General features: G+C 41.9%; 14 protein-coding genes. 11 read left to right on the top strand and 3 right to left on the bottom strand.

Annotated features, from left to right (window positions below):
* Positions 1-296 precede the first annotated feature (296 nt).
* The 5 genes from NST45_RS07450 to NST45_RS07470 all read left to right on the top strand — a co-directional run bounded on the left by NST45_RS07450 (position 297) and on the right by NST45_RS07470 (position 3,438).
* Entirely contained in the window at positions 297-497 is a 201-nt protein-coding gene (locus tag NST45_RS07450; RefSeq protein ID WP_036685790.1) for a cold-shock protein, read from the top strand.
* A gap of 64 nt (positions 498-561) precedes the next feature.
* Positions 562-789 carry a hypothetical protein gene (locus NST45_RS07455; protein WP_036685795.1) on the top strand — a complete coding sequence of 76 codons (228 nt, stop codon included), beginning with the start codon at positions 562-564 and terminating at the stop codon, positions 787-789.
* Positions 790-996: 207 nt separating this feature from the next.
* Positions 997-1,806 (top strand): GNAT family N-acetyltransferase, encoded by an 810-nt coding sequence (locus NST45_RS07460; RefSeq protein WP_036685798.1) that lies wholly within the window; start codon positions 997-999, stop codon positions 1,804-1,806.
* An 8-nt stretch (positions 1,807-1,814) separates the two neighbouring features.
* A complete protein-coding gene (locus NST45_RS07465; RefSeq protein ID WP_051491411.1) occupies positions 1,815-2,918 on the top strand; it encodes an LCP family protein in 1,104 nt (367 codons plus the stop codon).
* 37 nt (positions 2,919-2,955) lie between these two features.
* Positions 2,956-3,438 carry a DinB family protein gene (locus NST45_RS07470; protein ID WP_051491412.1) on the top strand — a complete coding sequence of 161 codons (483 nt, stop codon included), beginning with the start codon at positions 2,956-2,958 and terminating at the stop codon, positions 3,436-3,438.
* Here NST45_RS07470 and NST45_RS07475 read toward each other — a convergent pair.
* Positions 3,435-3,644 carry a hypothetical protein gene (locus NST45_RS07475; protein ID WP_036685800.1) on the bottom strand — a complete coding sequence of 70 codons (210 nt, stop codon included), beginning with the start codon at positions 3,642-3,644 and terminating at the stop codon, positions 3,435-3,437. The two genes, NST45_RS07470 and NST45_RS07475, sit on opposite strands and share 4 nt — an antisense overlap.
* A gap of 280 nt (positions 3,645-3,924) precedes the next feature.
* On the opposite strand from NST45_RS07475, the gene NST45_RS07480 reads away from it, so the two are divergent.
* Positions 3,925-4,284 carry a hypothetical protein gene (locus NST45_RS07480; protein ID WP_036685802.1) on the top strand — a complete coding sequence of 120 codons (360 nt, stop codon included), beginning with the start codon at positions 3,925-3,927 and terminating at the stop codon, positions 4,282-4,284.
* Between the two features lie 40 nt (positions 4,285-4,324).
* Here NST45_RS07480 and NST45_RS07485 read toward each other — a convergent pair whose 3' ends face one another.
* Positions 4,325-5,596, bottom strand: coding sequence for a serine hydrolase domain-containing protein (locus tag NST45_RS07485; protein ID WP_051491413.1), 1,272 nt, complete (start codon positions 5,594-5,596; stop codon positions 4,325-4,327).
* 66 nt (positions 5,597-5,662) lie between these two features.
* On the opposite strand from NST45_RS07485, the gene NST45_RS07490 reads away from it, so the two are divergent.
* The 4 genes from NST45_RS07490 to NST45_RS07505 all read left to right on the top strand — a co-directional run bounded on the left by NST45_RS07490 (position 5,663) and on the right by NST45_RS07505 (position 10,902).
* Entirely contained in the window at positions 5,663-6,346 is a 684-nt protein-coding gene (locus NST45_RS07490; protein WP_036685803.1) for a response regulator transcription factor, read from the top strand.
* A 2-nt stretch (positions 6,347-6,348) separates the two neighbouring features.
* Complete coding sequence (locus NST45_RS07495) at positions 6,349-7,623, top strand: HAMP domain-containing sensor histidine kinase (protein ID WP_036685806.1); 1,275 nt, start codon at positions 6,349-6,351, stop codon at positions 7,621-7,623.
* A 160-nt stretch (positions 7,624-7,783) separates the two neighbouring features.
* The gene (locus tag NST45_RS07500) at positions 7,784-8,557 is read left to right on the top strand and encodes an ABC transporter ATP-binding protein (protein ID WP_036685808.1); all 774 of its coding nucleotides are present in this window, start codon (positions 7,784-7,786) and stop codon (positions 8,555-8,557) included.
* A gap of 2 nt (positions 8,558-8,559) precedes the next feature.
* Complete coding sequence (locus NST45_RS07505) at positions 8,560-10,902, top strand: ABC transporter permease (RefSeq protein WP_036685810.1); 2,343 nt, start codon at positions 8,560-8,562, stop codon at positions 10,900-10,902.
* 57 nt (positions 10,903-10,959) lie between these two features.
* On the opposite strand, the gene NST45_RS07510 is transcribed toward NST45_RS07505, so the two are convergent.
* Positions 10,960-11,388, bottom strand: a complete 429-nt coding sequence (locus tag NST45_RS07510) for a VOC family protein (protein ID WP_036685812.1) — start codon at positions 11,386-11,388, stop codon at positions 10,960-10,962.
* A 455-nt stretch (positions 11,389-11,843) separates the two neighbouring features.
* Here NST45_RS07510 and NST45_RS07515 point away from each other — a divergent pair, with 455 nt between their 5' ends.
* Positions 11,844-14,492: a glycoside hydrolase family 6 protein gene (locus tag NST45_RS07515; protein ID WP_235219523.1), complete on the top strand. Its 2,649-nt coding sequence runs from the start codon at positions 11,844-11,846 to the stop codon at positions 14,490-14,492.
* Positions 14,493-14,520 lie beyond the last annotated feature (28 nt).

The raw sequence follows: 14,520 nt of genomic DNA on the forward strand, positions 1-14,520 counted from the left end.
ATTTTAAGATTTTGAAAGTGAGGAGGTCAGTCTCCACTCGTAGAATCACTTATGACACAGCTCCTTCTTTCTTCCCATTTTGTTCATAATGCAGAAGAGTATCTATTTGGTGTTAGCTGTGCTATAATCAATCTATCGAAAGTATTTACCTGGCGAATTCACATAGCGTAGAGGGTTATTCTTTAGACGTTAATAACCTTGTACCATATGTGAATTTTTATTTTTTTAGAGATTTTGTAAGAGATTTTTTGAGGATAAGAATAACATGTAAATAAAAATAAGGTGGTAATTATATTATGCAAACAGGAACAGTGAAATGGTTTAACGCAGACAAAGGTTTTGGTTTTATCGAGGTTGAAGGTGGAGAAGATGTATTCGTACATTTCAGTGCAATTACTGGTGACGGATTTAAGTCCCTGGATGAAGGACAACGTGTAGAATTTAACGTAGTTCAAGGCAATCGTGGTCAACAAGCTGAGAATGTTGTAAAACTGTAAGTAGTAAAATGAATCCCCAAACGTATCGTTTGGGGATTTTTTTATAGAAAGGTGGCGGATGTAAATGCAGGTGTTTGAAGACTGGAATTTAAAAGTTAAGAAAACCTTTAACGCTACAAGTAACAAGGAAGTATTGACGGTATCTGAAGCGGGAAGCTTGCTTGGGCTGTCTAAAGATCAAATGAAAAGTTATGTAGATCAGCATAAGTTGACTAAAGTTCCGATCATGAGAAGTGTCGTCAGATATCTTTTACTGAAGAGCGAGATCGATATGATTGTGAAAAAAATCTAAGATCAGCATTAATAAATAGGGTAGACCAATCCTTGATAGGATATGGTCTTTTTTTGTCTCACAAATTTCTTATAAATAGAAACTTATCGACCCGAAGATCGTCTATAATAATGGGATATTTTAGGTAACAGTGTCATCCAGCAAAAAATATCCTCACATACTGGTGGTTATCTATCAAAACATTACGTGATATCTAAGGAGAAAATTATGAAACGACTAGAGAGTAAAGATTATTACAAAGCTATTGAGCCTTTAGGAAAAGTGAAAATAAATACGATGTTCGCTGAGTCAGTGGTGAAGCAAGTCATACCTGGCAGCTTATATGTTGACGATATCGTTAACCCGCGTGCTTTTTACATTGCACACCCTTGTGGAATGTCTTTATTAATTGGTGAGTCGGATAATGAAGAGTTTAAGCGCGACCTTTTTGATTACATAACCAATAAAAATATGATTCGGCATCATCAAGAGTTGCTGCAGGCTGATCCAGCGGGAGGTTGGCCGGAAGTTATCGCTCATTGGAGTGAACAGGAAATGCTCCATAGAAATACAAGGGTCAACTTCAGCTTTAACCGCGAGAGATATCTGAACCAGAAAGCTTCTTATCTTAACCAAGACCTTGAAGTGGTGCGAATGAACAAAGAACGGTTTATGGCGGCAACAGGAGGTGTCAATCCTAAGGATTTTTGGAGGAATGAAGAGCAATTTCTTGCTGAGGGGCTGGGCTTCAATATTCTTGATGCTGGGGAAATTGCCTCTACGGCATTTTCGGGTTTTGTTAATGAGTATCAACTGGAAATTGGCATAGAAACCTCAGAAGCACATCGGGGGAAGGGCTATGCCTACGCTGTCTGTTCAGCCTTAATCGAATACTGTCTAGAACATCAGCTTGAGCCGGTGTGGGCGTGTCGTCTGGATAACGAAGGTTCTTTCAACTTAGCGCATAGATTAGGCTTTGAGACAACCTACATGATTCCCTATTACCGGCTGGTAGAATCCGTCATCAGGAAGGGTTAAGGATCCGAATGAAAAATAAACAGATTACCCATTCAGCTTCTTCTTTTTCTTTAAGTAGAATTGAGAAAAAGAAGGTGAAGAAGAAAACTAAGACCAGCAGGAAAAAAAAGATCTGGCTATTTATGCTTGCTATCGTACTTATTGCTGGGCTAGGATCTTATGTTTTTCGTAAAGAACTGCTGATTTTCGGATTTAATAATGTTGTGGCTCCAACTATAGAACACACGCTTGATGGGTCATACGTTCCTTTAAAAAATAATGAAAATGCTGAAGCTCCTGGATTCCAACCCACGACGGATAATAAGGATCGTCCATTTTCTATCCTCCTATTGGGTACTGATCAGCGGGGAAAAGAGAACGGGCTTTCTGATTCGATTATATATACTGTGATTCGGCCAGTTGATCATAAAGTATTGTTCGTGTCGATCCCTCGTGATTCCTATGCAGAAATTATCGGAGCGGAAAATGTTAAAGGAGCTAGGAAAGAAACCAAGATTAATGCAGCACATTCCTATGGCGGTCCTCAGATGAGTGTAGACACCGTTAAAAATTTATTAAACGCGCCTATCGAATATTACGCTACTATTAATTTCAACGGTCTTGTGGGCGTTACAGATGCTCTAGGGGGTGTTGAACTTCCGATTACCAAGGTGATTGAGAACAAGAGCCCGGATCATGAGAAATTAAGAATTGAACCGAACAAACCAATTTATTCTGGCGCTGAAGCATTAATGTATGTAAGATACCGTGAGGATTCTGATTTTAAACGAACGGAGCGGCAGCGGATCTTTTTGAAATCTGCGCTTGAACGGATGAAGAGAGTAGATAATATCCTTAATATACAGAAAATCATCGAAATAGCAGGCAGTAATTTCCAAACCAATATGAAGTCAGACTTTATTCTTGATTTGGCGAAAAGAGTAATTCTCGAGGGGGGTACTCCTGAGATCACAAGCCATATGTTGCAGGGTGAAGGCAGACGGAAGGATCAATGGTATTATATGCTTGACGAAAATGATGTGAAGCGTACCCATGAGTTGATTGAGATTTGGCTGAATCCTGACTCTACCGATATGGATCTGGCCGCAGCTTCTGCGGATGACGCAGCATAGATGTTGTGACTGAATTATTTTATTTTTCATGTGGAGGTTGATCTCTCTGGCTGCAAAAACAAATGAGCAAATGTTACTCGAATTTAAGTCCCTCATCCCGTTCGTAGAATCTTTAGGGGAAGTATCAGACAAACATTGGAATCAGCCTATTGCAGCTGGTAAATGGACTGTAAAGGATATCATCTGTCATCTCATGTTATGGGATAAATATTTTTATGAAGGTGCGATTAAGAAAATAATTCTCCGGGAACCGATCACAACTAAGCATTTGGATTTTAACGAGTTTAATGCTAACGCTGTAGAATATGCTAAATTATTATCTGAACAAACATTAATTGAACAATTTGTACGTTATAGAACTAAAATCATAGATGCAGCTGCAGGGTTAACGGAAGATGAATTCAATCAGGAATATAAGGACGGAGATCGCAAAAAATTCAGCGTTCGCAAGTATTTGAGAAGTTTTATCCCACATGATAAGCATCATAAAAAACAGATTGAGCAGTTCTTAAAACCTTAAACCTTGGCGCGGTTTTGAACTAACTTCATGGATTGGCGTATGAGGATAGGACCAAACATGCTTCCGGCAGAGGCGGCAATTAAGGAATGGAAGGGGAATTTTATAGCAAAATAAAAGACCCATCCAGCAACAATATCAATAAGGATGAACTTCTTGATCTCGGATAATGGAATGGTCACGAAGACAATGGATTGTTTGTTTCTCACAGCAATGACCTCCTAATTTTAAGAAAACATCTTATAAATCCACTGTTCATTCTATTTTGGAACTAAGATGTCCCATTCCGTCTAAATCTACAATCGAATCGTAAAAAAAGGAAGTATGCCTTGCGGATCTTTTTCGCAAAGTGTACTTCCTTTTTTGTATGTGAGGATATTATCTGACTAATATTTGGCAGGGTATGGAAAGTCACAGAAGATATATTCAATCACTAGTACAATGTAAGCGTTATCTTTTTGTGAAAATATATCCTAAAGGAGCTAAGCTATGAGAGTGAAGAGACTATCTTTTAACCAGCTTGTGTTTATCTGTTTAGGTTTTCAATACTTGTTAATGCGTTTGTTCTCTGCCGGCGAGGCGATCGTTATCACATCGATAGAGCTAGTAATATATATTGTTTATACTGTCGCCACCCTTGCCGGATTGTTTCTCCGGAGCAGACGAATTGATAGTGAAGCTGTATCTGGGTTGTCGTCGTTATTTTTCAGCGTGTTATGGACGGTATCTTTGTTCTCACAGTTTCGGAAAGAAAGTTATCCAAATGCTTTAACAATCATTAATTCGCTGGGGGTGTCTTCAGCGGTAATCGTGATGCTCACACAATTTATTATTTTGGCCAAGGCTTAGGCTTTAGCTGAAAAAAAAGGCGGGTGCCCCAGCAGCCATTTCATGGCTTATGCGGCACTCGTTTGTTTTTTTTCATCCCCAGAAATGAAAGCTCACCCTGTTCATTCCGTTTAAATTCAAATTCACTGTCATGCTTGGTATGATGGAATCTTGTTTCTGAGATAGGATAGAACGGTGTAACCTCTTCATCATTCCAGACAAAATAATAGTCCTGGCCCCTACGCTCTACGCTCGCTTTGCAGCCAAATCCCTCATAGGTCCCCATATATTCAGCATACATGCTATCATCAAGTGGGAAGGCTTGCGGGAATATCGGCATCTCGGCAGGCTCACCGAATACTAATCCAGATAGAGATTCCGTTAACTTGGTAATGGGGACACAATCATAATTGGTCAACATGATGACGGTCGTCTGCTCTTCTGGATATCTGTGCATTTCACTTCGGAAGCCGCGATAAGCGCCGCCGTGATACATTCTTTTGCGATCATAACGTTCGTCCAAAAACCAACCAAAACGATATTTGAGATTACTTGAATGAAAAGCCATCTCCAAAGTATCGTGGGATACTAATTGATCGGAGTATAACGCTTGATCCCACAGGAAAAGATCAGCAGCCGTCGAATACATAGCACCCGCTGATAGGATAGAGCTCATATTTATGTATTCACCCTGAGTATACTCACCCCATGAGGAATGATAAGGTGAGGCTAATTTTGAAATGATTTGCTGATTGTTATAAACTCCTGTATTTACCATGCCAAGAGGCTGTAATATAAAAGTAGTGATATAATCTTCAAATGTCATGCCTGTAATCTTCTCAATAATCATTCCTAATAAATAATAACCTGAATTATTATAGGAAAACGATGTGCCAGGCATAAATGCAGGCGGTTGACTCACAAATAGCTGTAACATCTCCAGTGGAGTCAGCTTCAGCTTATTTAATTTTTGATTATATTCGGGTAGAGAAGTGTAGTTGGCTATACCCGAGGTATGTCCCAGCAGATGAAGGACGGTAATCCCCTCGAATGCATGCTGTTCAGGAAGATACTTAAGGATCGGATCTTCCAGTCGCAGACGTTTTTGTTCTTTTAGCATCAGAATTGCCATGCCAGTGAATGACTTGGTTAATGACCAGATCCGGAATTTGGTATCTATAGTGTTCGGAACCTGATGTTCAAGATTCGCATATCCGTATGCTTTTTGTAGCTTGATTTCTCCATGCTGAGCTATTAAGACTGTGCCGCTCAGTGGCCAGCTTTGTTCGTATTTTTCTAAATATTGCTCCAGACGCTGGGATTGTTTATCCACAGGTAACCCCTCCTTAAAGGCATATTCTAACATAATACTAAATTCTGTTGAAGCGGAGAGAAATCCATGAGATATGATTGTTTAATTATTGATGATGAAACTGAACTTGCGGAGAGCACCTGCGAATATTTTAATTTGTTTGATGTTCAAACCGCGTTTGTTACAAGCGCTGCTGCCTGCCGGAGCTTTTTGCGTGAGCATCAAGTCTCAATGTTACTGCTTGATATTAATTTAGGCGGTGAATCCGGCTTCCAGTTATGCAAAGAGCTGCGTCAGACGATGGGGATTCCTATCTTGTTTATTAGTGCCCGCTCCAGTGAAGATGATGTATTGATTGCTCTTGATATCGGAGGAGATGACTATATTCATAAGCCGTATACCCTGAGAGTGCTGCTCGCAAAAGTGAAGGCGGTGCTTAAACGCCACAATAACGAAGTTATAGCTGAGGCAGCGGTCCTTCAAGCCGGCTCTATCCAGATAGACCCTGAACTTAGGAGGGCAAGCCTTAATGGCTTAGCTCTCAAGCTGAAAACGATGGAATATAAACTGCTCAGCTATTTGATTCAGCATAAAAATAGGGTAATCCCCAAAGAGGAGTTATTTACAGAGGTATGGGGAGATGTTTTTGCGGGGGATGGCACCTTAAATGTACATATTCGCCATCTACGCGAGAAGATTGAGCAGAATCCTAATGATCCTCAGTACATCCGTACAGTATGGGGCATCGGTTATGCTTTTGAGGACAAATAGTTATGACTAAAAAACTGCTGTTGGCTCTTCTACTTACTATATTTGCCGCAAGTTTAACGCTCACATTCCTAATTCTTAATTTGCAGGAGGAGACAGGAACAGATAGAGTGGCTATCAATACCATTGTGAAGCTCACGGAACAGAACTGGGACAAGCTTGATCCGAACCTGTACAAGGAAGGTCCTTATGAATTTTCCATTATCGATACCGCGGGAGTACATAAATATCAGACGGGAAATGCGATTTCCGTTACCGTTAACGAAGCCATCAACAATCGGGATACTCTAGTGGACGTTTTTGTTCAGGATAAGATGGTGGGTAAGGTGATTATTAATAATGATTACCATGCGATTTTTATACATATGAAAAAACAATTTATACAAGTTTCTATTGTGATGCTGCTACTGCTTACGGTTCTAGGCATTCTCTATATTTGGTTCCTGAATCGATCGGTTCTCCGTCCGTTTCGCAAAATGCAGCTATTCGCGAAGCATATCGCGAGAGGTGATCTGGAAGTTCCGCTGGAGATGGATCGTAATCATCTGTTTGGTGCTTTTACCGAAAGCTTTGATATGATGCGGGAAGAGCTTGCAGCGGCTAGACACAGCGAATATTTGGCGAATAAAAGTAAAAAGGAACTGGTTGCTAGTCTCAGTCATGATATTAAAACACCAGTTGCTTCGTTAAAGGCGATTACGGAACTGATGTTATTAAGCGCAAGGGATGAGAAGACCAGCAGACAGCTTAACACTTTGTATTCAAAAGCGGATCAGATTGATCGTCTGGTGACCGATATGTTCCATTCGACCTTAGAGGAACTAAATGAACTTAAAGTCAGCTTAACGGAGGAGCAAAGCCACCTGCTGATCCAAATTATAAATAATGTAAATTTCTATGAACGGATTTCAGCAGCAGCAGTGCCTGACTGTATCATTACGGTGGACTCCTTGCGGCTGCAGCAGGTGATTGATAATGTTGTGAATAATTCCTACAAATATGCCTACATAGACACACCTATTGATATTAGGTTCGAGATTACGGATCATTATCTGGAGGTAGATATTCTGGATTATGGCCCCGGGGTTCCGGAGGAGGAGCTGCCTTTAGTTTTTAATAAATTTTTTCGGGGCAGTCTGGCCGTGAGCCAGAATGGTGCGGGTCTAGGCCTGTACATTTCCCGTTATATGATGCAAAAAATGCAAGGCGACATTGTGTGCTCCAATCGGGAGGATGGATTTACAGTCAAACTGCTAATTCCTTTAGCAGGACAGAATTAAGAATTAGCTAAGGATTGCACAAAGACATGTTAAGAACATTTAACGTACGATAAGGTTGCAATTACGAATGAGCTTGTGATTGCAGCCATTATATTTCGCGTAGAGCAATGATTTTCTTTTAGCGCAATTAATGAGCATGAATGTAAATGGAGTGTTCAACATGAGCGAAGTGAATAATAAAGTGCTGATGCAGACTAATAAGCTTGGAAAAACCTTCTCCCATGGAGGAACTCAGCAGCATGTTTTGAAAAATCTGGATCTGACCTTATATCATGGTGATTTCACGATTATCATGGGCAGCTCTGGTTCTGGTAAATCAACACTGCTGTATGCCATTTCGGGTATGGATAAGCCAACGCTTGGAGAGGTTCTATTTGAAGGTCAGGATATCACAGCCATGAGTAATGATCAGCTTGCGATATTCCGGCGGAAGAATTGTGGGTTCGTGTTTCAGCAGATTCATCTGCTGGATACGATGAGTGTCCTCGACAATGTATTATCTAGTGCTTTTCTTGTACAAAAGGATAGAGCAGGGGCTGTGAAAAAAGCCAAAAAGCTACTCTCAGATGTAGGTCTGGATGACTCTGTCTGGGGCAAGTTTCCGGCGCAAATCTCAGGTGGCGAAGCTCAGCGGGCGGGTATTATCCGGGCATTGATCAACAGTCCAAAAGCGGTTTTCGCTGATGAGCCGACAGGTGCGTTAAACAGTTCAGCAGGAATAGGTGTATTGCGCGTCCTCACTGAGGTGAATAGGCAAGGGCAAAGCATAATTATGGTTACACATGATCTTAAAACCGCGTTGCGTGGTAATCGGATATTGTATCTGCGGGACGGAGTCATCGTTGGTGATTTGCGTCTTACCCCTTATAGCGAAGATAACGGACCTGAACGGCAGCAGCAAGTACAGTCCTTTCTAACCGAATTGGGGTGGTAGGGATGAGCAGCCTAATAGGAAAACTAGCTTGGTCAAATATTCGTAAAAGAAAAAGCGCCACGTTTACGCTCTTCATTTTGATCATGATAGCTGTGCTGCTGCTGAACATTGGCCTTACGGTCAGTTTAAAGCTCAATTCTTTTCAGCAAGAAAAAATGACTGAATTAAGGACTCCAGAAATAAGTGCATTTTTCCCAAAAGATGATCATCTAGAAGAGTATGAGGAGCTTGTGGATAGTTATTCATATACAGAAACCTGGGAGAATGAAGCAGCAATTCTGTTAGCAGACGCTAAAATGAAGTACGGACAAACGGACACTACGGTAGCTTTTATAATTCTTAACATGGATACACCGCGGACCAAGGGACTATTCAAGACAACGACTCCGCTAGGATCTAAGGATGCGGATATGATCTATTTGCCTTATTTGTTCCATGTTGGATCGGGGTATAACCTTGGCGATACCTTTTCTTTTGTATACGATAATAAGCCATTCTCTTATACCATAGGTGGATTTATTGAGGAGCCGTTGCTAGGGACGTTAACTAATGGAGCTTTAAAAGTATTTTTGAATGATGAAGGTTATAAGCAGTTGGAGAAACGTCTTGGAACAGAAGCTCAGTACAGCTTTCTATCAGCAGATTTAACCGATCCTTCAAAGGATGTAAAGCTGGAACAAATGCTAAGTGAGCGGATTTTTGCCTCAGGAAGTACGGATCAATTTCAAGTCATGCGGGCAGAGGTTGGTCTCCAAGGGAACCGTGTTTTTGTTAATCTTTTAGCGGCCATTCTGATCGTATTTGCCCTGATTATGGTTCTAATCTCGCTTATTGTCATCAGGTTTCAAATATTGGGACATATTGAAGACAATTTGACGAATATCGGTATTTTAAAAGCCAACGGTTATACTTCATGGCAGATTAAAAACGCGCTTCTGCTACAGTTCACCTCAGTGTCAATCATCGCAGCTATACCGGGAGGTGGGTTATCTGGGTTTGTTATGCCGTTGGTAGGAAATATGATTTCGTCTTCAATCGGACTTCTGTGGCCAATATCCTTTGAAGGGGTCAGTGCAGTACTTAGTTTGGTTATTGTCTCTGGACTAGTGCTACTTGTTACCTATCTGTCGAGCCGGCGAATTCGGAACATTACTCCGATTACAGCTCTGCAGAGCGGAATCCTCACTCACAATTTTAAGCGGAACCCAATTCCACTCGAAACATCCCGAATGAATCTGCAATTCAGCTTAAGCCTTAAAGCTTTAGTAAGGCAAATGAAGCAGAATATGATGATCGTATTGATCGTTGCCGGATTAACCTTTTCTAGTATTTTTTGCTCTATATTGAATTTCAACTTTAAGGGAGACACCTCAGCAGTTATAAAACTGGTAGGTATAGAACGCAGCGACTTTTTGTTGTTGCCGAAAAACGGTGACCTACAGCAGGGGAAGTTTACAGAATTAGAAGCCATGCCAGGGGTTGAAAAGTTGACTGTATTGGATAGCATGGTCGCTTCGATTAAAAATACCAGCTTTATGCTCCGGGTATCTGACGATTATAGCAAGCTGGAGACACAAACCATATACAAAGGGCGAGAGCCTATTTATGATAATGAAATTGTGATTTCCGGTGTTATTGCAAAGTTGAAAAATACAGAAATAGGGGACGAGGTACCTATCACTTTTAATGGTGTGACGGAGAATTATTTGGTCACTGGCTTAAGCCAGCAGATTAGCCAACTTGGAATGGTGGCGAGTATGACCGGTGATGGAATGAGAAGACTTCAACCGGAGTACACCCCTCTGTCCATCAATGTGTATCTGAAAGAGGGGGGAGATGCGCAAGCTTTTGTGAAGGATCTGGAAGCACATTTCCCCGGAAAATGGAATATTACTAACATTCGAGAAACGGTTGATAGTACGCTCAGTACATTCACTGCCGCAGTATCTTCTATGACAGCAGTCATCACTGTGGTGACGATTATAGTAGTAAGCCTGATTTTATATTTAGTGATTAAGACTTTGATTCTGAAGCGGAAGCGTGAGTTCGGCATTCTTAAAGGAATGGGTTATACCACTTTTAATCTGATGACGCAGATTACCTTTAGTCTGTTTCCGGTGATTGTGGTGGGAGTAGCTTTGGGGAGTATAGGCGGTTATTTTTTCTCGGACTCTGCGTTTGTACTATTGCTCTCGAGTTTAGGGATTTATAACGTCCAACTGGCGGTTAGTTTGCCACAAGTATTGCTATTGTGTGCAGCCATTCTAGTAGTCGCTTATGCGGTGTCTATGCTTGTTGCCCGGCGAATTCGGAAGGTTAGTGTTTACGATTTGATTATGGACTAAGCAAAAGACAAAAAAACAACGAGCAGGAGGTTTGTTACTCCATACTCGTTGTTTTTTTTACATATTCATTCGTCCGTCATCATAATTGAATTGCCAATCAATGCCGAATTTATCTTTTAGACTACCATAACAAGAGCTCCAGAAGGTTTCTTGCAGTTCCATAACTACTTTACCGCCCTCTTGAAGTTTATTGAAATATTTCTTTATGTTATCTAAATCCTTACTAACTACGGAAAGACTAATATTGTTTCCTTCGATAAAAGGCATGCCTGGAAAAACATCAGAAAACATTACATTACTGCCTTCGATATTCAAGCGGGTGTGCATAACCAAATCTTTAGCTTCCTCAGGAAGAGTGAAATTGGGATCGGGTGGTGTTTCACCAAAGGTCATGATTTGTGGACGTTCAGTGCCAAACACCTCTGCGTAAAACTCTGCTGCGTCACGACAATTCCCGTTGAAATTAAGATAAACATCGATAGACATTTTTTTCACTCCTTAAAGGTTTGTTAGCGGCACATCAAAAGTTCTTAAAATTCAAAATACCTTATCACATCCACATTGTATCATTTACCAGTTTATAAACAAATATACTTTTAGTCTCATTATTAAACTTTTATTTCATCTACTATCTTCTAATTAAAAATAGGATATGGTAGTATTCAAGAAAAGGGATAATTTTCTATAAATTAAATAAAATTATATTTATGATAAATAGTTGGGGTGGATTTGGGCTCGTGTTTGATCTTTACCACTGAGAGGAGGTGATGGTGAGTGCGGGTAAGGCATAGAGGAGGTGACAATTCTTTAAAGGAGTGAATACTGCAATTGTAGCATCGCGTGGCTATTAATAAATTATTTACGAATTTATTTAATTGTCGAAAGGAGAATAATAAATGACAAAAGCACTAAGGAAGCAAATGTTGTTATTGCTTACGATCATGGCTTTAGTTATCACCGGATATGCTCCTTCTACCACGTATGCCAGTGAGGCACATGTTGACAATCCGTTTGTAGGAGCTACAGCATATGTGAATCCTGATTATGCCGCACTGATTGATACCTCTATTGCTCAGGTTACCGATAGTACTTTAGTTTCCAAGATGGAGACCATTAAAAAATATCCGACAGCCGTATGGCTGGATCGAATTGCTGCAATTTATGGCGGAGAGGACAATGGAGGTAGAAAAAGTCTGGAACAGACTTTAGATGCCGTACTCGCGCAAAAGCAACCCAATACGCCGATTACAGCCACGTTCGTAATTTATGACATGCCTGGGCGGGATTGCCACGCTCTTGCCTCCAATGGCGAGCTGCCACTGACAGCTGCGGGTCTTACAACCTATAAGTCAGATTATGTTGACGTAATCGCCAGTATTTTTGCAAAGCCCAAATATAGTGACATTCGTATAGTGACTATCGTAGAGCCGGACTCGCTTCCGAATCTAGTCACCAATCTCAGCACACCACAGTGTGCTCAAGCTAACTCCACGAATATTTACCGTGATGCTACGCGTTACACTTTAAATGCTCTCCATGCCATTCCGAATGTATATACTTACATGGATATTGGCCACTCCGGCTGGCTCGGATGGGATACTAACCGTGGCCCCGCTATCGACCTCTTTACTTCGGTTGTGTCAGGCACTACAGCTGGACTTGCTAGTGTCGATGGATTTATTACGAATACAGCCAATACCACTCCACTAGTAGAACCTAATCTTCCAGATCCGAATCTTACGATAGGCAGCCAGCAGCTTCGCTCCGCAAGTTATTATGAATGGAATCCGTATTTTGATGAAGCCGATTTCACAGCAGCTTTGTATTCAGGTTTTGTAGCAAAAGGTTGGCCTTCCACGATCGGCTTCCTTATTGATACCTCCCGTAACGGGTGGGGTGGACCTAATCGCCCGACTAGTGCAAGCGGAACAACCGTTAACGCTTATGCAGATTCCGGTCGGATTGATAAACGTCTCCATCGCGGCAATTGGTGTAATGCCAGCGGCGCTGGAATTGGAGAAGTTCCACAAGCAGCCCCTGCAGGTTATGCAGCCTCACATTTGGACGCATTTGTCTGGGTGAAACCTCCGGGAGAATCTGATGGTTCCAGCAGTGCCATTCCAAATAATGAAGGCAAGGGCTTTGACAGAATGTGTGATCCGACTTATACCAGCTCAAGCGGCACACTGACCGGTGCATTACCTAATGCGCCTGTATCAGGTCACTGGTTCCATGATCAATTTGTTCAGCTGGTACAGAATGCTTACCCTGTAATTCCTCTGAGCAACGGAGGGGGCACTGTAGTTCCAGAGGCACCCACTAACTTGGTAGCGACAGCGGGAGATGCAAAGGTAAGCCTGAGCTGGAGCGCATCCAGTGGTGCGACTAGTTACACGGTAAAACGAGCGACCACAAGCGGAGGGCCGTATACCACAGTAGCGACAGGATTAACAGCTACGAGCTACTCCAACACCGCCTTAACGAACGGAACAACTTATTACTATGTTGTAAGCGCAACCAATAGTGTGGGAGAGAGTGTGGATTCTACACAAGCGAGTGCGACTCCAGCAGCAGTGGCGACTGTTCCCGCGGCACCAACCAATTTGGTAGCGACAGCAGGTGAGGCGAAAGTAAGCCTGAGCTGGAGCGCATCCAGTGGAGCGACTAGTTACACTGTGAAAAGTGCAACCACAAGCGGAGGACCGTACACTACTGTAGCGACAGGGCTAACGGCAACGAGCTACACCAACACGGGCCTAACGAACGGAACAACCTATTACTATGTTGTAAGCGCAAACAATAGTGTAGGAGAGAGTGTGAATTCGGGACAAGCAAGTGCGATCCCAGCAGCGGTGGCAACTGTTCCAGTGGCACCAACTAACTTGGTAGCGACAGCAGGAGATGCGAAAGTGAGCCTGAGCTGGAGCGCATCCAGTGGTGCGACGAGTTACACTGTGAAAAGTGCAACCACAAGCGGAGGACCGTACACCACTGTAGCAACAGGGCTAACGGCAACGAGCTACATCAACACGGGCTTAACGAACGGAACAACCTATTACTATGTTGTAAGCGCAACCAATAGTGCGGGAGAGAGTGTGAATTCGGCACAAGCGAGTGCTGTTCCACAAGTTCCGGCAGCAACTAGTCTGACGTTGCAGTATCGGGCGGGAGATACTAATGCGACAGACAATCAGATCAAACCTTATTTTAATATTAAAAATAACGGCACAGCCGCAGTGAACTTAAGCGATCTTAAAATCCGTTATTATTTCACTAAAGATAGTAATCAGACGTTAAACAGCGCAATTGACTGGGCACAAGTTGGCAACAATAATATTCAAGTCGCCTTTGCAGACTACACAGGCACGAATGCAGACACTTACGTTGAACTTTCGTTTACTTCTGCAGCTGGTTCCATTCCAGCTGGAGGCCAGTCCGGAGATATTCAGCTCAGAATATATAAATTCGATTGGACTAATTTTAACGAAGCCAATGACTACTCCTTTGATGCTACTAAAACTGCTTATACTAACTGGGATAAAGTGACACTTTATCAAAGTGATGCTCTCGTATGGGGGATTGCTCCGTAACGGATAGCAGGGGATATTTAAAAGAGCC

This window comes from Paenibacillus sp. FSL R7-0163 (assembly GCF_037969975.1).
GTDB lineage: Bacteria > Bacillota > Bacilli > Paenibacillales > Paenibacillaceae > Paenibacillus_AQ > Paenibacillus_AQ odorifer.

Bases quoted from the DNA above. Each gene is read 5' to 3' on its own strand.
- NST45_RS07455 (WP_036685795.1), top strand. From the start codon at position 562: ATGCAGGTGTTTGAAGACTGGAATTTAAAAGTTAAGAAAACCTTTAAC.
- NST45_RS07465 (WP_051491411.1), top strand. From the start codon at position 1,815: ATGAAAAATAAACAGATTACCCATTCAGCTTCTTCTTTTTCTTTAAGT.
- NST45_RS07490 (WP_036685803.1), top strand. From the start codon at position 5,663: ATGAGATATGATTGTTTAATTATTGATGATGAAACTGAACTTGCGGAG.
- NST45_RS07515 (WP_235219523.1), top strand. From the start codon at position 11,844: ATGGCTTTAGTTATCACCGGATATGCTCCTTCTACCACGTATGCCAGT.
- NST45_RS07505 (WP_036685810.1), top strand. From the start codon at position 8,560: ATGAGCAGCCTAATAGGAAAACTAGCTTGGTCAAATATTCGTAAAAGA.
- NST45_RS07460 (WP_036685798.1), top strand. From the start codon at position 997: ATGAAACGACTAGAGAGTAAAGATTATTACAAAGCTATTGAGCCTTTA.
- NST45_RS07495 (WP_036685806.1), top strand. From the start codon at position 6,349: ATGACTAAAAAACTGCTGTTGGCTCTTCTACTTACTATATTTGCCGCA.
- NST45_RS07510 (WP_036685812.1), bottom strand. From the start codon at position 11,388: ATGTCTATCGATGTTTATCTTAATTTCAACGGGAATTGTCGTGACGCA.
- NST45_RS07500 (WP_036685808.1), top strand. From the start codon at position 7,784: ATGAGCGAAGTGAATAATAAAGTGCTGATGCAGACTAATAAGCTTGGA.
- NST45_RS07480 (WP_036685802.1), top strand. From the start codon at position 3,925: ATGAGAGTGAAGAGACTATCTTTTAACCAGCTTGTGTTTATCTGTTTA.
- NST45_RS07450 (WP_036685790.1), top strand. From the start codon at position 297: ATGCAAACAGGAACAGTGAAATGGTTTAACGCAGACAAAGGTTTTGGT.